The sequence below is a fragment of the Fulvivirga sediminis genome, from assembly GCF_016757215.1.
GTDB classification, from domain to species: domain Bacteria; phylum Bacteroidota; class Bacteroidia; order Cytophagales; family Cyclobacteriaceae; genus Fulvivirga; species Fulvivirga sediminis.
Map to the genome: position 1 here is coordinate 254076 of NZ_JAESIY010000003.1, position 19661 is coordinate 273736.

The 19661-nt window shown below is 37.7% G+C and carries 17 protein-coding genes; 10 read left to right on the top strand and 7 right to left on the bottom strand.

Annotation, left to right across the window (positions count from 1 at the left end):
• The first annotated feature begins 754 nt into the window (after positions 1–754).
• The gene (locus tag JL102_RS06885; protein WP_202243527.1) at positions 755–1249 is read left to right on the top strand and encodes a J domain-containing protein; all 495 of its coding nucleotides are present in this window, start codon (positions 755–757) and stop codon (positions 1247–1249) included.
• Positions 1250–1652: 403 nt separating this feature from the next.
• Here the strand turns inward: JL102_RS06885 and JL102_RS06890 are convergent, their stop codons facing one another.
• Positions 1653–2210: a hypothetical protein gene (locus JL102_RS06890; protein ID WP_202243528.1), complete on the bottom strand. Its 558-nt coding sequence runs from the start codon at positions 2208–2210 to the stop codon at positions 1653–1655.
• Positions 2210–2581 carry a hypothetical protein gene (locus JL102_RS06895; protein WP_202243529.1) on the bottom strand — a complete coding sequence of 124 codons (372 nt, stop codon included), beginning with the start codon at positions 2579–2581 and terminating at the stop codon, positions 2210–2212. Before JL102_RS06895 ends, JL102_RS06890 begins: the two co-directional genes overlap by 1 nt.
• A gap of 289 nt (positions 2582–2870) precedes the next feature.
• Here JL102_RS06895 and JL102_RS06900 point away from each other — a divergent pair, with 289 nt between their 5' ends.
• Positions 2871–5246: a glycoside hydrolase family 127 protein gene (locus JL102_RS06900; protein WP_202243530.1), complete on the top strand. Its 2376-nt coding sequence runs from the start codon at positions 2871–2873 to the stop codon at positions 5244–5246.
• 24 nt (positions 5247–5270) lie between these two features.
• Here JL102_RS06900 and JL102_RS06905 read toward each other — a convergent pair whose 3' ends face one another.
• Together JL102_RS06905 and JL102_RS06910 are read right to left on the bottom strand one after the other, a co-directional pair.
• The gene (locus JL102_RS06905) at positions 5271–5597 is read right to left on the bottom strand and encodes a carboxypeptidase-like regulatory domain-containing protein (protein WP_202243531.1); all 327 of its coding nucleotides are present in this window, start codon (positions 5595–5597) and stop codon (positions 5271–5273) included.
• Positions 5598–5682: 85 nt separating this feature from the next.
• Positions 5683–6795: an alkaline phosphatase gene (locus JL102_RS06910; protein WP_202243532.1), complete on the bottom strand. Its 1113-nt coding sequence runs from the start codon at positions 6793–6795 to the stop codon at positions 5683–5685.
• A 290-nt stretch (positions 6796–7085) separates the two neighbouring features.
• On the opposite strand from JL102_RS06910, the gene JL102_RS06915 reads away from it, so the two are divergent.
• The 4 genes from JL102_RS06915 to JL102_RS06930 all read left to right on the top strand — a co-directional run bounded on the left by JL102_RS06915 (position 7086) and on the right by JL102_RS06930 (position 10375).
• Positions 7086–8357: an alginate export family protein gene (locus JL102_RS06915; RefSeq protein ID WP_202243533.1), complete on the top strand. Its 1272-nt coding sequence runs from the start codon at positions 7086–7088 to the stop codon at positions 8355–8357.
• A 269-nt stretch (positions 8358–8626) separates the two neighbouring features.
• Positions 8627–9424, top strand: a complete 798-nt coding sequence (locus JL102_RS06920; protein WP_202243534.1) for a HipA family kinase — start codon at positions 8627–8629, stop codon at positions 9422–9424.
• Positions 9402–9785, top strand: a complete 384-nt coding sequence (locus JL102_RS06925; protein ID WP_202243535.1) for a DUF3037 domain-containing protein — start codon at positions 9402–9404, stop codon at positions 9783–9785. The genes JL102_RS06920 and JL102_RS06925 overlap by 23 nt, the downstream gene beginning before the upstream one ends.
• 20 nt (positions 9786–9805) lie before the next feature.
• On the top strand, positions 9806–10375 hold the full coding sequence (locus JL102_RS06930; protein WP_202243536.1) for an NADAR family protein: 570 nt from the start codon (positions 9806–9808) through the stop codon (positions 10373–10375).
• A gap of 94 nt (positions 10376–10469) precedes the next feature.
• On the opposite strand, the gene JL102_RS06935 is transcribed toward JL102_RS06930, so the two are convergent.
• Genes JL102_RS06935 through JL102_RS06945 form a run of 3 tightly spaced genes read right to left on the bottom strand, consistent with a single transcriptional unit; the run spans position 10470 to position 14462 of the window.
• Complete coding sequence (locus JL102_RS06935; RefSeq protein ID WP_202243537.1) at positions 10470–12101, bottom strand: efflux MFS transporter permease; 1632 nt, start codon at positions 12099–12101, stop codon at positions 10470–10472.
• Positions 12073–13134, bottom strand: a complete 1062-nt coding sequence (locus JL102_RS06940; RefSeq protein ID WP_202243538.1) for an HlyD family secretion protein — start codon at positions 13132–13134, stop codon at positions 12073–12075. Before JL102_RS06940 ends, JL102_RS06935 begins: the two co-directional genes overlap by 29 nt.
• Positions 13135–13136: 2 nt before the next feature.
• Positions 13137–14462: a TolC family protein gene (locus JL102_RS06945; RefSeq protein ID WP_202243539.1), complete on the bottom strand. Its 1326-nt coding sequence runs from the start codon at positions 14460–14462 to the stop codon at positions 13137–13139.
• 131 nt (positions 14463–14593) lie between these two features.
• On the opposite strand from JL102_RS06945, the gene JL102_RS06950 reads away from it, so the two are divergent.
• From JL102_RS06950 to JL102_RS06965, 4 genes are all read left to right on the top strand, one after another.
• Positions 14594–15382 carry a helix-turn-helix domain-containing protein gene (locus JL102_RS06950; RefSeq protein WP_202243540.1) on the top strand — a complete coding sequence of 263 codons (789 nt, stop codon included), beginning with the start codon at positions 14594–14596 and terminating at the stop codon, positions 15380–15382.
• A 150-nt stretch (positions 15383–15532) separates the two neighbouring features.
• Positions 15533–16375 (top strand): DUF1206 domain-containing protein, encoded by an 843-nt coding sequence (locus JL102_RS06955; RefSeq protein WP_202243541.1) that lies wholly within the window; start codon positions 15533–15535, stop codon positions 16373–16375.
• Between the two features lie 406 nt (positions 16376–16781).
• Complete coding sequence (locus JL102_RS06960) at positions 16782–18308, top strand: pyridoxal phosphate-dependent decarboxylase family protein (protein WP_202243542.1); 1527 nt, start codon at positions 16782–16784, stop codon at positions 18306–18308.
• A gap of 23 nt (positions 18309–18331) precedes the next feature.
• Positions 18332–19657: a lysine N(6)-hydroxylase/L-ornithine N(5)-oxygenase family protein gene (locus JL102_RS06965; RefSeq protein ID WP_202243543.1), complete on the top strand. Its 1326-nt coding sequence runs from the start codon at positions 18332–18334 to the stop codon at positions 19655–19657.
• Positions 19658–19661: the final 4 nt, after the last annotated feature.

A 19661-nucleotide genomic window follows, 5' to 3' on the forward strand; every position in this document is an offset into this window, starting at 1 on the left:
CAGGCCTTACTTTACCTTTTAAATTTTTAGGGTTATCGAATTTGTACTTTAACGGCCAGAGGCCTAAATCATAATGATCACCCGGGCGGAGCCGAGCGATTGTTTAAGTAGGTTATGCCGAACAAGTTGAAATAGAAGACATTTTTGATATAGATTCAGCAATTAATTTTATAAAGAAAAATGACGCTCTAGCTTCCTTCGATATAACTTACGAAAAATCTGTTCTTAGAATTAAGTCTACATTTCAAGAAGATTGGATTAGAATAGAGCACCTCAATCATAAAAGGCAAATTGGTAACCTTTTAACAAACGTTCAGTCCTCGTATATCTTTAATGATGAATATTTAGGATTTCTTAGTTACCATAGCTATTTAAGGGAGTTTCAAAATAAGTTTCTTTCACTGGAAGACTTTCCGTTACTAAAGTTTAGAATTCGCTTTAAAGATATAGATGGTAAAAAGTACGCCAATAAATACATTTGCAAACCCTTTTGTATTGACATAAAAGTTACTCATTTACGTTCATTAAGAAATAATACACCTATCATTCTGTCATAAATCATGGCTGCTTGTAGGTTATTATTACTTTAGCTCTTTTGTAGAAAGCCTGTCAATCCGCAGGATTGACTTATTGGTGAAGATTAATTTAATAAGCCAATCCTGCGGATTACCTCGGTAGTTAACGCAAATTTTTATACTTTTAATCAGCAACGAATTTATACAGTGGCGTTAGCGTGCATTTGACATCATAAATATTGAAAGATTACTACAAAATCCTTGGCCTACATCATAATGCAACTGCTAATGAAGTCAGAAAAGCATTTAGAAAATTAGCTCGTGAAAAACATCCTGACAAATCTGGAAAAGATACCACTCAAGACTTTATTGAAATATATGAGGCATATCAAGTATTGATAAATAATCTAGAGTTAAAGGTTAGTAACTCAAAAGGTCAATCAAATGATAAAGTCTCCTCTGACACACTTTCAGATATTAGACAAACTGCTCTAGGTTATGCCAAAGATTACACAAAATTCAACAGAAAAATATTATTCTGGATAATAGTATACTTGTTCCTTGATAAGGAAACAATTGCAGGAACAGCCTGTTTCTTTTTTGGTATTTGGACAATGATTTCAGGCATTATCAACCTTGATTTTGTATTCGTTTTAATCGGAATAATGCTGATTGGAGTAGGCTCCATTCTAGCGCGATATGTACTCAAAGAAATATTGGAAAATGCACGCTAACATGCTATAAGAGCGCATTTGCACTTCACTGTGCGAAGTCCTAAATGCTTTGTTGCTGCTAGCCCGCATCCTTTTGGTTAGTATTCCACATGTACTTTCATCACCTTAGCAGTCGCTCGGCTCTGCCGCATGACGACTATTTCAGAGGCCTCTGGCCGGTTAGGTAAAGATGCACTTGAATAACTATGGTTAGAACCAAGTAAATTCAGGCCTTACTTTACCTTTTAAATTTTTAGGGTTATCCAATTTGTACTTTAACGGGCAGAGGCCTAAATCATAATGATCACCCGGCTGGAGCCGAGCGATTGTTTAAGTCACAGACACTGGTGATCACTGAAGAGTTCGTAGCATTTGCGGGAGACTACGAGCGGAGGCATATACCCATAGTTACCCTATTCAAATACTACAACAAAATAATGATCAAGGCACCAACACCAACGCCAGCAGCAAAGGAGATGATTTTATCTTCCAGGGCTCCCCACCATAGTTTTTTGGTTTCCTTTTTTAATTCAGCTATCAGATATTCAAGGTCATTGATCTTGCTCGTCAATTGCTGGTTATTGGCTTTAAGTTCTTGATTGTTATCTTTTAACGTAGATAATACAGTATCTAGTTCTGCAATAGTTTTTATTAGATTATTGCTGAGACTGGCACTATCATTTTCTATGTTTTTTATTACCTTGGTGAGCACCTTACGGGCTTGTTTAACTTCTCCAAGCAGCTGGTCTTTATGGCTAGATAATTGTTCATAGAGTTTTTGAATTTCATCTAGTTGATCTAGCTTCTCATTTATATAACTGGCTCTAACACTACTAACTATAAATGCACTATCTGCTTCAATGATAACGGTGTCAGTTCTATATACTTTTTTATAATCATCTGCCGGCTTAAACGTAAGTTTTTGAGCTTTGAGGTGTATTGGTATGCTGAAAATAATGGCTATGAATAAGAAATATTTCATTACTGCAATCTAAAGTCGTTATTGCTACGAATGGTTTTAGTTATGGTATCTTGTCTTTGAATAATAACCAGCAGAGAATCATTAAGGGCTCGGAGGTCAGAGGTATGTATCTTCATAACAGAGTCCATCTGAGCCTTAAAATGCTGTAACTCTTCATTAGTATGTTCTAATGCTTTTAATGATTTATCGTAGCGCTCGTACAATCTTACATACTTCTTTTCAATATTATGAAGCGAATCAGTAGTGAAAGCGAATGAATGACTTAATTGTACCAGTTTTTTATGATTATCAGAATGATTTAAAACCAGACCCAAAGTGAGTAGGGCCAGCAGGCACATGATAAAGATAAAAAGAAGGGCATTTTTAGACATAATTAATCATTAAAAAATAATCTCTGCAATATAAGCCATAGGGGTAGCAGCTGCAATATTTTGATTAATTCGAGTATAAGTATAATCAGTGGGGGAGTTATACTTTCTAGAAAATCTGTTATGGTTTTGATAGAAGTATGGAGAAATCACAATAATTTGAAAGGGCAATACCTGTGATATACTTAAGGTAGATGTTTCTGCTGATGAAAGGTCTATTTATAAATGCTATCAATTTTTATATTTTAAGTGTTCTACTTACATTTAATGAGTCATTGAATGAACACTACTCATGAAAAATATATTACTATCCCTTTGTGTGGCGGGGTTGATCAGTTGTGATCCGCCAAAGCACGACGTTACAGAAGGCTCTCTTGCCTATTTTAGTTTAGAAAATGTACAATTGTTAGAGAGTCCTTTTCTACATGCACAGCAGTTGGATAAAGATTACCTGTTGAAGCTTAAGCCTGATAGGCTATTGGCACCTTTTTTAAGAGAGGCGGGCTTAGAGCCTAAGGCTGAGAGCTATACCAATTGGGAAAATACCGGTCTTGATGGTCATATTGGTGGTCACTATGTTTCTGCCCTGTCACTGATGTATGCTTCCACTCACGATGAGGAAATCGGGCAGCGTTTAGACTATATGTTATCAGAGCTCAGGCGCTGTCAGCAGGCTAATGGAAATGGTTATATTGGAGGGGTGCCTGGAGGAAAGGCCATGTGGGAAGAAATAGCTAAAGGTGATATCCGTGCCGGGAGCTTCAGCCTGAATGATAAATGGGTACCACTGTACAATATACACAAAACTTATTCCGGTCTAAAAGATGCTTACGTATACGCAAGCAAAGAACAGGCTAAAGAAATGCTCATCAGCATGACCGATTGGATGCTGAAATTGGTGTCGGGTTTATCAGATGAACAGATACAGAATTTATTAAAAAGTGAGCATGGAGGCTTAAATGAAGCCTTTGCTGACGTAGCAGGTATTACTGGCGAAGATAAGTATCTTACTTTGGCCAAAAGGTTTTCGCACCAACAAGTACTAGAACCGCTCGTAAGGGGAAAAGATAACCTTACGGGAATGCATGCGAATACTCAGATCCCCAAAGTAATAGGGTTTGAAAGAATTGCTGAGATGGAATCTGACTCATCATGGCATAATGCGGCCTCTTTTTTCTGGAATGATGTGGTGAATGACCGTACCGTTAGCATAGGAGGTAATAGTTCTTACGAGCATTTTCATCCTAAAGATGATTTTACTCAAATGATACAAGGTACACAAGGACCTGAAACTTGTAATACCTATAATATGCTCAAGCTCACCAAGATGCTTTATCAGCAGATGCCTGAGCGGAAGTATATCTCCTATTACGAAAAGGCCTTATACAATCATATATTGTCATCACAAAACCCTAAGAATGGTGGCTTGGTCTACTTTACTCAAATGCGTCCTGGTCATTATAGGGTGTACTCTCAGCCACAAACTAGTTTTTGGTGTTGTGTGGGGTCAGGTATAGAGAACCATGCTAAATATGGTGAGATGATTTATGCTCATACCAATGAATCTTTAATAGTGAATCTGTTTATCCCATCTCAGGTAAAATGGAAGGAAAAAGGAATAGAGTTAATTCAGGAAAATCATTTTCCTGAAGAGGAAGCCACTCACTTTGAAGTGAAAACGTTAAAGGACGAGGCGGTTGACTTTACCTTGTCTATAAGAAACCCTGAATGGGCCGAGGCTGTGAAGGTGATGGTTAATGGAGAAGCGTACACTGATTATGATCAGCAGGCTGAATATATTCGTATAAATAGATCTTGGAAGTCGGGAGATAAAATAGAGGTTAGTCTACCTATGCGCTTGCAGGCAGAGCAGCTGCCTGATGGACAAAATTACTATGCGTTTGAATATGGGCCGATTGTTTTGGCAGCTAAAACCGGTGAAGAAAATTTAAAAGGCCTTTTTGCTGATGATAGCAGGGGCGGACACATTGCTAGTGGAGAAATTATTCCGCTAACGGAGGTGCCAGTGGTGCTTTCTGAGCCAGACCAGCTGTTAGAGAAGGTGACTAAAAAAGAGCCTTTGAAATTTAATTTGGAAGTGGTGCAGCCGAATGGTAATAATACTTTAGAGCTTATACCTTTTTACCAGCTTCATGAAGCCCGGTATGCTATTTACTTTCCTCAGTTCACGCAAGAGGAGCTAAGCCAGAAACAGGAGGAAATGGCCTTGCAAGAGAAGATGATGAAGCAGCTGGAAGCTATTACCGTTGATAAGGTAAGTAGTGGAGAGCAGCAGCCAGAATCAGATCACTTTGTGAAACAAGAAGGAACCTGGACGGGCTATAACTATGAGCGACATTACCGAGAAGGAGGTGGATGGTTTAGCTATGAAATGAAGAATGTAGGTAAGAAGGCGAAGTTTTTGCAAGTGAACTATCTTGATGTTGACCAAAATAGAGCGTGCAATGTATACATCAATGATAAGAAAATAGGAGAGATAGTATCTAATGGAGAACAGGAGAGTAGCTTACAGAAAATCGAATGGAATATACCCGCTGGGTTATTGAAAGAAGATCAGTTTACTGTAAAAATAGAAGCTAAAGATAAACTTTGGATGCTTAAGGTTGTAGGTGTTCGGCTGTTAAGTAGTGCAGGGGGTAATATGTAAATGATACCCTTTCTGCCCATGGCTCTAAAGTCCATCTGGTTGAAGCATGATTAATAAGAAACTACTATGATTAATGGTAACGGTCATAGTTTTATGGCCTTGGCAAGATACTTCCAAAAGGCCATTAACCGGAGCAGTGATGCTGAATTGCCCAGTTAGGCTGGTTGATGTAACCTGATCATGGTCAGGAGATAGAATAGAAGCATGCCCCAGAGGGATACCATTACCAGAAATCACTATGCCTGATATGCTCATGAACTCTGTTTTAGCCAAACATATTCTGGAGCCATCTGAGAGATCAGCTGCTTTGGGATAACTATTTTTATGAGAAACTGCAAAAGAAGAAATCATAGCTCAGTTATTATAATGTTGTTTTAGTGAAAGGCCATTTTAGTATGAGAAAGTAGTTCTTCTCTCTAAAATGGCCTTTTATTAATTATTTAATATTTCCCAGTGCTTCAGCTAGCTTATGGTTGATTTCATTGTTTTCATAGATCCCTCTAAAGCTGTCTTCATGGTCTCCTTTGGAGAAAACAGGAATGAGCTCAGCTGTATGTTGGTCAGTAGTAAAGTAAACGGCCACGCTATCAGCACGGTCAGATTTACCAATGGCTACACCCCCTGTTTCGTGGTCAGCAGTAACTACTAATAAAGTGTTTTCATGTTTTTCCACATAGTCCAATACATAGCCTAAGGTCTTATCGAAATCCAACATTTCCGTTACCATCATTTCAGCGTTTTTAGCATGGCCACCCCAGTCTATATAAGAGCCTTCTACCATGAGAAAATAGCCAGAGTCAGATGCTGAGAGGTGATCTAACGCTAGTTTAGTAGCATCAAGCAAGTAATCACCACGGCCCTCAATCTTAGCAGGAATGCCATCTTCAGCTAGCACAAAGCCGTATTTCTTATTAGCATCAAGGTCACTTTTTAAACCGGTAGAATCCATAGTGTACCCTGCTTTTTCGAATTCATCAAATAGATTCCTGCCATCCGTTCTCTTTGAAAAGTACTTCAACCCACCTCCGGCAAAGAAGTCCGTTCCGCTGGTGAGCAATTGAGTCGCTATATCTTCATGCATATCTCTGTCTTTTACGTGAGCATAAAAACAGGCCGGGGTAGCATGTGTAATAGAAGTAAGGCTGATTAAGCCAGTTTTGTAATTCTTCGCTTCCAGCTTTTCTAATATGGTAGGCATATTAGTAGTATCAGTACTTACGCTGATGGCCCTGTTATAGGTCTTATTACCTGTGGCAAATGCGGAAGCGCCAGCAGCGGAGTCGGTAACTTTATTGCTTTTAGATGAAGTCTTGATAAAGCCTATATTCTTGAAACGCTCGAAGTTTGAAGGTGAGCCTTTGTAGTAAAAAGAAGAAGTGATTTGAGGAAGCCCCATGCCATCACCAATCATAAAAATTACATTGAGAGGTTTATCATTTTTATCTGCTTGCTCACTACTCTTTGATTGAGATTCTTGGTTTTGAGAACAGTTAAACAATAAAAATACAGTTAATATACTGCCTATTGAAAATAATTTGTTGAAGGTCATTTTTTAAAAAAATCTATTGAATATTAAAACAGCTCAAATTACCTCAAAAGCACGCAGGTAATAGTGATCATTAATATTATGTTTAAGTGAAGTAAATATGATCCTATCTTTAATCTCAATGTAAAAGGTGAATAGCTTCTAAGTAATCTATCAAATAGAATATGTCTATAATTGGGAATGATAGCAATAAATTATGATTCTTAAATTATTGATATTCAGTTATTTATTTTGGTGGCATGGACATTGTCAACCGGGTAATTATTTCAGAGAAACTAACCATTATTTATATTATGAAGAAGACTTTACTATTACTAATTTTTTTTGGATCAATAGCTTATCATGCTCAGGCTCAATTTACGGTCAGTGGTGATTTCAGATTTAGATCCGAATTGAGAGATGGATCCAGGGTGCTATTAGATAGTACAAAAAATGCTTCTGTAGTATCATCACAGCGGACTCGGCTGATTACTAATTATAAATTTGATAGGTTTGAAATAAGGGTTGCCTTCCAAAATGCCAGAATATGGGGGCAAGATAGAGAGCGAGCTAATGTGCCTAACTTAAACATGGCTGAAGGTTGGCTTCGATACAAGCTGAATGAAGATACAACCAAAGGTTTTTTTGTGAAAGTTGGTCGTCAGCATTTGGTGTTGGATGATGGTCGTATTTTTGGTATGAGAAACTGGAATGATATTGCTGTATCTCATGATTTAGCTTTGTTGGAATATGAAAATAAGGGATGGAATATTATAGGTGGTGGAGCTTATAATAATGATGCTAATAAGTATTTTGAATCCGCTTATGAGGTGAACTATTACAAATATTTGGGATTAGTTTGGGTCAACAAACAAATCAATGAAAAGTGGCAAGCATCATTGCTAAACAGTGTGGAAGGTCATGAGGACGAAGATAACTATAAGGTTTTATACCCTAGAGCTACCTCTGGTGTTTATTTGAAAAAAGATAAAGGAGATTTACCTCTTTCTTTGCAAGCTTCTTTTTATTATCAGTATGGAAAGAATCCTGTAGGTGTGAAGCAAAATGCTTATATGTATTCTATAGTGCCTACTTACCACATTAGCAAGAAATGGAAAACTACATTTGGGGTTAACTATCTGAGTGGTAATGATCAGACAAAAGCTTCAGATAAAAACGAAGCATTTAATAAGCTGTTTGGAGATGGTCATAGATACTATGGGTATATGGACTATTTTTTAAATATAGAAGATAACAGTAAAGGTGGAGGTATGAGAGAATTGTTTGCTGGTTTATTTTACAATTTCACTGAAAAAACTCAGTTAGAATTGTCATATCATAACTTCGGCCTTGCTGGTACACTTGTCAATCCGGATAATGGAAATAAAGTAGAAGGGCAATTAGGACATGAAATTGACTTGCAGTTAAAGCACTCTCTAGGCAAAGCGGTCACTTTAGTGATTGACTATTCTACTATGTTTGCCACTGAAGAAATGGAATATTTAAAGGGAGGAGATCATACTAGGTATCAGCAGTGGGCTAATGTTATGCTCATAGCCAAGCCCCAGTTTTTTAAAAGTAAGTAAATAAAAAGTGCAGGGAGTAATGTGTAAGGCTATGGTAACACAGTCCACCTAAAGGTGTAGATAAAGCAATGTATCTAATCATCTTATGAAAAAGCATCACTAATAATAGTGATGCTTTTTGTTTTTAACGGTAACATGAAATTCAAAGCATTTCATGTTCACTTTTCTAACAGCAGGCCATAATAAGCTTGCTCACTAAAAAACAACACAACCTTATAGACTTCTACCTGCTTTCTGTGATCTTTGTTTTTAGAAATTGAACAAATTAGATGATTCCAGAAGATAATCCTTTAAACTTAAGGCTAGTTAATACTACCCGATACGTAACACCGCTGCGTGAAGGTGGGTCTATGCCGGCTATAGTAGAAGCCGATGATGATTTTTTATATGTGCTGAAGTTTCGTGGCGCAGGTCAGGGTACCAAGGCTCTTATATCTGAGCTCATAGGTGGAGAGATAGCAAGAAAATTGGGCTTTCATGTTCCTGAAATTGTATTTGTAGATTTACAAGATGGCTTTGGTAAAATGGAAGGTGATGAAGAAATACAAGATTTGCTGAATAATAGTGTAGGTACCAATCTTGGACTGCATTATTTGTCTAACTCCATTACTTTTGATCCTGTGGCCACCGAAATTGACACTCGCTTGGCCTCTCAGGTGGTGTGGTTAGATGCCCTGCTCATGAATGTGGACAGAACAGTGCGTAATACCAATATGCTGTGGTGGAATAATGAGCTTTGGCTTATTGATCATGGTGCTTCGCTGTATTTTCATCATGCCTGGAATAATTACGAAGGAACCCAGCCTTTTTCATTAATTAAAAACCATGTTTTGCTAAGCAAGGCCACAGAACTCAATGAGGTTAATGATGTTTTTCAACCTCTTATTACTCCTGATTTTATTGATCTGTTAGTTGATTCTATTCCAGATGATTGGTTGAAAGATGAGCATGTTTTTGATACTAAAGATGAGCATCGTAATGCCTATAAAACCTTCCTGAAGGCCAGGATCGCTAATTCGCAATTATTCATAAAAGAAGCAGACCATGCAAGATTATCACTTATATGAGTATGCTACGCTTCGGCTTATGCCCAGGGTAGAGCGCGGAGAGTTTGTGAATATTGGCACTATATTATACTGCAAAGCAGATAGGTTTTTAGAATGTAGATTTCACTGGGATAGTAACAGAATTAAAGCTCTTTTTCCAGAAATAGATCTTGAGCTGGTGAAAAAATATGCTATGGCTATAGAAGATATCTGCGCCGGAGGAAAAAGGGGAGGAGCAATAGGAGAGCTAACTTTAGCAGAACGCTTTAGGTGGATTACGGCTACCAGAAGCACTATTTTACAAGCTTCACCAGTGCATCCGGCTTTTTGTAAAGAGGCTGAGGCTACGTTAGAAAGGTTGCACGAAGAACTGGTTTTATAATTATAACTTTTATATAGAATATGCAGAAATATGATATTGATTGGCTAGAGCAGCAGGAAAACGTGAAATACCTTTTCTTTTGGGGACATACCAAAAAGAAGGGGGAAGTAAATCAATCGTGTTTTAGCCAATGGTATGAGAGCTCTTTTGAAGTAAGCGGTATTACCTATAAAACAGCCGAACATTGGATGATGTATCATAAGGCCTTGATTTTTAAAAATGACGATATAGCCAATAAAATTATTCAGTGCGCTACGCCTGCAGAAGCCAAGAAGCTGGGCCGAAAGGTTAAAGGTTTTGATGATAAAGTATGGAATGATGAGCGTTATGACTTAGTGAGAAGAGGTAACATACATAAGTTTAATCAAAATCAATCTTTAGGAGAGTACTTGCTGAATACGAATAATAGAGTATTAGTGGAAGCTAGCCCGGTAGATGCTATTTGGGGTATAGGTTTGGCTAAGGATAATGAAAAGGCACAAAACGTAAAAGACTGGAAGGGATTGAACCTTCTTGGCTTTGCTCTGATGGAAGCTAGAGATTTTTTAAATGAGAAAGGTTTTTTTGAAGGGGATAGTCTGCCTGAGTAGGTTATTAAAAATATAAAAATTCTATTGGTGGCAATGTGCCCACCAATAGAATTACTTAACATCAACAAATAATGTCTCACCTACATTCAGATAGCTATACAGGAATAAGTTTGGCTCCTATTTTTCTTAAGTGATAATGAAAACGTGGGATTACAGCAATAGCTAGCATAATGAGAGCTATAAAAATGCTCATATAAATGTAATAGTCTCTCGCATATAATAGATTACTTTGTTTCGCCACGGCTTTACCTAGCAATTTTTTTGCTCCTTGGGTGCTTTGCAGCCTAGATGCCCCGCCATGTGTTAAAGCCATTTGATAGCCTTGGAGTCTTTGCATTGAAAGTGTATTGGTAGCCGTAATATCTTCTGAAAAGCTATTATAATGGATTTTTTCTTGTCTTAACCCCATGAATGAAACCATAGCCATGCTGGCGGTAAAGGTGGCGAATCTAAAAGCTACACCAGTTACAGAAGCAGAAAATGCGATTTTTTCGGGGACAGCTGTCACGTAGAATATTACAATAGACAATATGAGTATGCCATTACCAAAGCCTAGTAGGAATAATGGTAGTAAGATGTCAAAGGTTTCTGCCTGATGGCTAATGACCCTCAAGCTTAGCAAGTGGAACGCTAATAATGATCCAAAACCTGCTAGCCATATTAGCCTGATTCTTGTTTTTACCAATATGAACCTGGCCGCTAACGCAGCTCCTGCTATAATTCCAAAGGCGTTGACTATCATAATATAGCTTTGATGATAGGCATCTAGATGGAGGCTATTAGCAAAAAAGCCATATAAAACACTGGTATCTCCTTTACTAAAATAAAAAGCTATGAGCAGAAGCATTCCTATTCTAAAGTTTCTTTGCTTAAATATAGCGAGATCTATATAAGGATTTTTTAGCCTGAGCTGCCTTACTATATTCAAAGTGAAGATAAATATAAATGCTATGCAGCAAATGATTATCCTCATACTGTAAAACCAATGGTAGTATTGGCCATACAATAATATATAGGCCAGTAGCAATAGTGATGATGAATAAAGTACAAAGCTGGCCCAGTCTACTGTTTTAAGAGATATTTTGCCTTCTTTTCTGAAATCAATGTCATTTCTCAATACCAAGCATAGAAGGATCATTCCAGGAATGACGGAGTAAATCTTCAATAAAAAGATAGCATTGAAATCATATTTATTGAATACGAATGCATCTAACAACTGAGATAATGGAGCAGTGCTAAGTAAGGTGGCATAGAAGGTGGCATAACCCAGCACTCGACTTCTCTGAGCATGAAATTGCTGGAATATGAGTGAAAACATCATTCCTATGAAGCCTAGTGATAGCATTCCTCCTACAAATCTGAAAAATAGCAGTAGGCCGAAGCTGTTACTATTGTATAGAATGAGGTTAATAATCACGAAAATGATGGAACAGCCTACCAGATAGGGCTTAGAGGCAAAGCGATTAAAGAAATTTCTTTCTAAGGGAAATGCTGCAGCAATAGCTAAATAGAACACTACCACAGAGTAGCGCACATCTGTACTGTCAACACCATAATAGCTGGCAGCACTGCCTACCCCACCCATATATATGCCCAGCACTGCGGCTACAGGCACTAGCGTAAGGAATATCGCCACTACGGCCAGCCAGTTAGGCACCCATGATCTAAATATTTGATGATTGGCTTTAGCCATATAGCTATTCTTTTGGTATTGAAACGATGGCATTCATGCCTGCTTTTAGCTTATTAAGCTGTTCAGGAGCATCAGTAAAAGCTATTTTTACAGGGAAACGTTGTGTTATTTTTACGAAGTTACCCGTGGCGTTGTCTGGTGGTAATAGAGAAAATTGAGCTCCCGTAGCAGGAGATAGAGACTCTATTTGTCCGTGAAAAGTCTTATTAGGAAAGGCGTCTATAGTTATTTTTGCAGATTGACCTTCCTGCATATTGGCAATTTGAGTTTCCTCGAAATTAGCTACTATCCACTTGCCTTGTTTTTGATCTACCATAAAGCCTATAGTCTGACCTTTTTGAATGAACTGCCCTATCTGAATAGTTTTATTTCCCATGTAACCGTCAGAAGGAGAGGTTATAACAGCGTATTTAAGGTCAAGCTTTACCCGGGCTAAAGCAGCTTCTTTTTGCTTTACATCAGCCTCAGCTACACTTAGTTCTGAAGTAACGTCTGTGGTGCGGTTTTGTGAGGCCTTGTAAGAGTTCTTTAAAGCTTCATAGTTTGATTTAGCTACTTCTAACTTGGTTTTTATATTTTCGAATTGCTGCTGCGTTACAGCTTCCCCTTCTAATAACTTTTTATAACGGTCATATTCCTGTTGTTGATGCCATAGCTCTGCCTGAGCAGCGCCTATCTTAGCTTTGTTTACACTAGCACTGCTGCTAGCTGTGTTAATATTACTTTCAAGTACTTTTAGCCTTGCTTGGGAAGATGCCAGTGCCGCTTCCGCTTCTTTGAGTTGCACAGAAGCTTCATCTACATCTAATATTAACAGCGTATCTCCCTTACTCACTTTTTGGTGATCTTTAAATCTGATGTCTTTGATATATCCACTAGCCCTGCTTAATATAGGGTTAATATATTCCTTTACTTGAGCATCATTAGTTTCTTCGTACTTCCAAAAATTAATCATAGCAAAGGCTCCCCAAATGATCAGCCCAGCTAATATGACCACAGCCACGGCATAGGTTGTTTTTATGGCTAAATGGTCTATCTTTTCATATTTTTTTATATCGTTGCTCATGTTTATAGTTGCCCTGTTATTTTAAGTAATTGATAATAATGCAGTCTGGCAGAAATTTTACTGTTGATCAGATCAAACTTGGCTTGTAAAAGCTGGGTGTCAGCATCTAGCAAGTCTGTAAGTAATGACAGTTGATTGAAATACATCTGATTGACTATTCTGTAGTTCTCTTCTGCCTGTATAATATTCATTTTGGCCACTTTCACTTCCTCCAGATCCTCATGAAAATGCTTGTAGGCGGCTTTTACTTGTGTTCTAAGCTGATCTTCAGTATGCTCTTTTGCTAATTTTGTTTGCTCTATCGCTATCTCGGCAGCTTCTTCCTTGTGCTTATCATGGTATAATGCTGAGAGATTATAAGAGAAACGCAAACCAGCCATACCTAATAAGTAGGGTGCTGTGCTATATGGGTAGAGTTTGATCTGTGGGTAAGAGTATGTATACTCACCAAAAAGGCCCAACCGGGGTAGCTTGTCTGATTTAAGTTCTTGCAGTTTAAATTCAGTGATAGCAATTTTTGATTGGGCAATTTTCTCGCTCGGAGATAAACGCACGGCATCGTCTATATATTCTAAGTAAGCTTTCTCGGCCTTTATCAGGTCAATGTCTATACTATCAGTAGGCTTTATAGGCTGTTCGTCATCATAACCAATAAGTATGTTAAGCTGCTGAGTGGCGAGCTCTACATTGTTTTTCATTTTCAGTAGGTTAGTTTCCTGTCGGGAAAGCTGAAGCTTAGCTCTCAGTAGGTCACTTTTAAGTACTACACCGTTTTCATAGAGTTGACTGATTTGGTCCAATCGTTTATTATTTCTATAAATGTTTTGCACGATGAGTTTTTTAAGTTCTAGTGCTCGCTGCATATCCAGATATTCCATAGCTACTCTATAATGGATATCAGAGATACTTTTCTCCTCCAGATATTGAAGCAGTACTTCCTTTTCTTCTGCTTCTTTTATATGTACTTGGGTTTTATGACCACTATAAAGGTTTAAATAGGCCTCTATGCCAGCATCATATATTGTGTGATCTTCTATAGGAATATATTCTGGCTTTTCTAATAGCCCATCTTTAAATACAGGTACATTGGCTAGCCTTCCATAGCTACCATCAATAGCCACATGCGGTAGCCATTGCTTTTTAGAATTCATTACTTCTTTTTCCCCAATCTTAGTGTCATAGTGCTTTAAGCGTAGCTCTTTGCTGTAAGTATTCGCTTTTTCCCAAGCTTCTTCAATACTCAGATATACGCTATCTTGCTGCTTATTCTGCCCATTCAGTACTCCACTTAAGACCAAAAAGAAGAAGAAAAGAATCTTGCTTTTCATATTGTCTTGAGTTATAAAAAATTTCATATGCAAAGTTTCTTTTATTTTGTTGGTCTTGTTTTCAATAATTAGACAATTGTTTTATAATTTAAGCCATCCTATATAATGACTAGAAATAACTATATTATACTATGAGTCAGTTTCTTGAGAAGGTAGATAATGACATACATGCTTATTTTGTGCATCATGACAGGGCTGAGGAAAAGCTACCGATGCATCAGCATACAAAGCATCAGTTAAGTTATGTGGAAGGGGGAGTTGCGTTTCTCAATACGCTAGAGAAATCTTACTTTCTGCCAGCCAGGCATTTTTTGTGGATACCTGCTGGTGTTAAGCACAATGTTACGTCTCGTACTTCTGTGAAGATGGTGCATAATGTGTATATACCTACTTCATTGTTTCCTGCGGAACATGTGCTTAGTCAAAATGGAGGTATATATCCGGTGACCAATTTGCTGATGGAAATGATTTATTATACTGAACAATGGAATGGAGAAATAGCGAAGCAAGACAGGGAACAATTTGAATTTTTAAATGTATTCAAAAATGTGGTATTAGATGTGGCTAAAATACCATTTCCATTGGTATTGCCAACCACAGATAATGAAGGCCTCAGAGAAGTACTTAAATATATACACCTCAACATTGATCAACCCTTATATTTAAATGAGGTGGCTAAAAGGTTTGGGTATAGTTCTCGTTCACTTTCCCGGTTATTCAAAAAGCATATGGATACGTCATTTTTGCAATATGTCAAACTGACCAGGATAGTGAGGGGTATGGAGAAATTGCTTAAAACTGATCAGTCTATCAGTGAGATAGCTTATAGTTGCGGCTATAATAGTTTGTCATCTTTTAGCTTTACTTTTCACCAGGTAGCCCACATGTCTCCTGCGGAGTTTAGGAAGCAGAATTTATAAATTGTGGTTAAAACGTTGGGAAGATTCCCCATGAAGGGGGAATATAATTCATGATTTACCCTACCAAATCCTTATTTAATCATATTGGGGGCTAGGCATGGTTTTGGAATACTTCAAATCAAATATTTTGTAACCAAACCATGAAAACCAATGTCATCAATTACACAAACCGCACGATCAGCTAAATCTTCTTTCGAATACACAGAGTGGAAAGAGAAGTTGGCTCGTATTGGGCACGCAGCCAAAGGAGCAGTATATGGAATAGCAGGTGTACTTACACTAATGGCAGCCTTTAATATGGGTGGCCAAAAAGCAGGAAAAACACAAGTGATTGATTTTCTCGAAAAACAGGCCTTTGGTCAGGTGTTAGTAATCCTGATGGGGATAGGATTAGCTTGCTATGCGTTTTACAGATTTGTACAAGTAGCTGGTAAATCTGAAAAGCTTCAAGATAAAAGTGATTTAAAAAGAACCGCTTTAAAAGCAGGATTCTTTATATCTGGAATTATATATCTTGGTTTTGCTTATTATGCCATTTCTCAAGTATTAGGAAGTTCAGGATCAAGCGGATCGAGTAAAGGGCTTCTTTCTTCTATGATGGAGCATTCTTGGGGAATAGTGGTAATATATATTGCCTCAAGTTTATTGTTGATAAAAGCTATATACCAGTTTGTAAAAGTAGCTAATAAAGAATATTATGAGGGAGTAAGAGGAATGAACGTAGGTGTTGAAAAAGCGAAGTCTATTGTAAGAAAAGCTGGTGCAGTAGGATTTATTGCTAGAGGAATTTTAATAGGTATAACAGCTTATTTCTTCTTTCAGGCCGCTCAAACTCATGACGCCTCTCAGGTAAAAGGAACCTCAGGCGCATTTTCCTTTTTACAGCAGAGTAGTAGCGGGCCGTGGTTAATGGCTGCAGTAGCTCTTGGTTTAATAGGATATGCCGTATATATGGTGATAGTATCTAGATATAAAAACTTTCATATTAAATAGATTCTTGGGTTTTAAAAGTGCAGTAAAAGCAGCGCAATTTATTTTGTGCTGCTTTTTTTTATTATCAGCTTTTGAAGGCAGATTTTTTTGCTGATAGCAAGTTATATTGTGTTAGAAAAACGCATTCATTATTGCTAGTGAATCATATCATCATTAATGGTTATTAGTCTTATTTTTTAATAAATTGATAATCAGTAGTTAATAGTTTTTGTTTTAATTTCTTCTCTCGACCTAATTCTTATCATCCCCAAAATTAGTTATGTATTTACACTAGCATTAGCGATTGCGACTGTTGAAATATGCTTATAGTTTTGTTTTATTCTTATTTAAACTAAATAAAAATAGAGTTAGGTAGGAATGCATTGTGTCTAATGAAATAGTGTAAACCTAAACCAGAACATAGCTTATGTTGCAGGAAAAATATGCTCATCAACTGCTGGAGAGTGAGAGACCGGATCAATTGTACAAATACCTATTTAACGATCTTCCGGAAAATAAAGCTTATTATCAGAAAAGTATTAATCAAACAGTAAATGCAGTAATAGATCACTTAGAGACACGTAGTACCCCTTATAGTGGCGCTTCGGTGGATCAAATTAGAGAGCGCTTTAGCAGACTGCAGGCGGAGCATCCGGAGGGCAATTCATTGCAAATTGTGCTGGAAGAGCTAAAAGAACTTTATCTTAACGATGCCATTTCTTTTCATAATACAAAGTATGTGGCACATCTCAACTGCCCTATTCTTATCCCTACTTTGGCTGCTGAGGTTATTATCAGTGCTATAAATACATCTATGGATACTTGGGATCAAAGTGCAGGAGGTACTTTTATAGAGCTGAAGCTTATAGAGTGGACACTAGATAAAATCGGCTATCCGGAAAATGCTGATGGTGTTTTTACTAGTGGCGGCACTCAGTCTAATATGATGGGCCTATTGCTGGCCCGTGATCATTTCATTAGTAATAATTATTCCATTGATCCGGGCATGGATGGTTTACCGGCAGAAGCCACTAAATTTCGAATATTCTGCTCTGAAGTAAGTCATTTTAGTCTTAAAAAGAATGCAGCATTACTGGGCTTAGGGCAAAATTCAGTGGTATCAGTGGCTGTTAATGATAAGTATCAAATGGATACTGAAGCGCTGGAGGAGGCGATTATCAAAGAAAAGAGCTTGGGAAATATCCCCATTGCTGTTGTAGGCACGGCTGGTACTACAGACTTCGGTTCCATAGATCCGCTTTATGCAATGGCAGCTGTCGCTGATCAATACAAAATATGGTTTCATGTGGATGCTGCTTATGGTGGAGGACTCATCCTTAGCGATAAGCATAAAGAGAAACTAAAGGGAATAGAGCTATCAGATTCAGCGACTATAGATTACCATAAAACCTTTTTTCAGCCAGTAAGCTCCAGTGGTTTTTTTATGAGAGATAAGAGCTATATCAATTACATAAAATACCATGCGGATTACCTCAATAGTAAAGAGCAGGAAGAAGAGGGTATCCCTAATATGGTAAAAAAGTCCATACAAACTACCCGTCGTTTTGATGCATTGAAGCTTTGGGTGAGTTTGCGTACCATGGGAACACAACGTTTGGGGCAATACATTGATGATATTATTGAGTTGGCCCAGAGAACTTCTTTAATGCTTAGAAATAGAGCCAAGTTTGAGGTGCTAAACCATCCCGAGATTAGTGCTGTAGTGTTTAGGTATAATCCTTTGCCAAATACAAAAACTGATGTTTGCGCACTTAATGCTTATATAAGGAAGTCGATGTTTGATGAGGGTAAGGCTTTAATAGCCAGTACTAAGGTAGAGGGTAAGGTATACCTGAAATTTACTTTGCTCAACCCGGTAACTCAGCTGAGTGATATGCAGGAAATTGTAGATCACATAGAAAGACACGGCCATAACTACTTTATAAAAAACTAATCAAAATATTTAAATATACTGCAATGAATGACGAAAGCATTTATGATTTTGTAGGCATGGGTATTGGCCCTTTTAATTTGGGCTTGGCCAGCCTTACTCATTCTATAGACGAACTTAATGGCATTTTCTTCGACCAGGCAGACCAGTTTAACTGGCACCCGGGCATGATGATGCAAGATACTACACTTCAAATCCCCTTCATGGCTGATTTGGTAACTCTCGCTGATCCCACTAGTCCCTTTAGTTTTCTTAATTTCCTTAAAAATGAAGGGCGTATTTACTCATTCTATATTCGTGAAAATTTTCTGGTTTTACGCCATGAATATAACAGATATTGTCAGTGGGTAATCAGTCAGCTATCTAATGTTCATTTTTGTAATCAGGTGGTTGATGTGAAATATGATAATGACCATCAATGGTATGTAGTGAACGTGAGGCATACTAAAACGGGAGAACATAGAGAGGTAAAAGCCAGGAAGCTTGTTTTGGGAACAGGAACTTCCCCTTATGTGCCAGCATGTTGCGAAAATATTATGGATAGAGCCACTCATTCAGCTCATTATCTGGATAATAAAAAAGATTTACAACAGAAGAAATCAATTACCGTGCTGGGCAGTGGCCAGAGTGCGGCCGAAATATATTATGATTTACTTCAGGATATAGATCACTACGGTTATGAGCTAAATTGGATTACTCGCTCACCTCGATTTTTCCCTTTGGAGTACAGCAAGCTTACGTTAGAAATGACTTCTCCTGAATATGTAGACTATTTCTTTAATCTTCCTCCGGCCAAGAGAGATGATCTCATCAGCAATCAAAAGCATTTGTATAAAGGCATTAATAGTACTCTAATAGGAGATATTTTTGACCTGTTGTATAATAAAAGACTGCTGGCAGATATAAAAGTAGGTTTAAGAACTAATGCAGAGTTGCGTGAGGTTGCATATGACGCTTCTTTAGATTACTTCAATTTGGAATTATACCAACATGAGCAGGAAAAGGCTTTTTTACATAAAACAGAAGGTCTAGTGTTAGCTACTGGCTACGGATATAAGCAGCCTAAATTTATTGATGGACTCAAAGATCAGATACAATGGGACCATAAGGGCCGCTATGATGTCAACCGTAATTATACAATTGATAAGCGGGGAGCGGATATATTCGTTCAAAATGCTGAACTGCACACCCATGGTTTTGTTACTCCAGATTTGGGTATGGCTTGTTATCGTAACTCATACATTATCAAAGAGATAACGGGGAGAGAATACTATTCGGTAGAACGTAAAATTGCATTTCAGCAATTTGAAGTGTCTGAGGAAGAAGCGGTGTCTAATTTTGAACTAGCCTGATCAT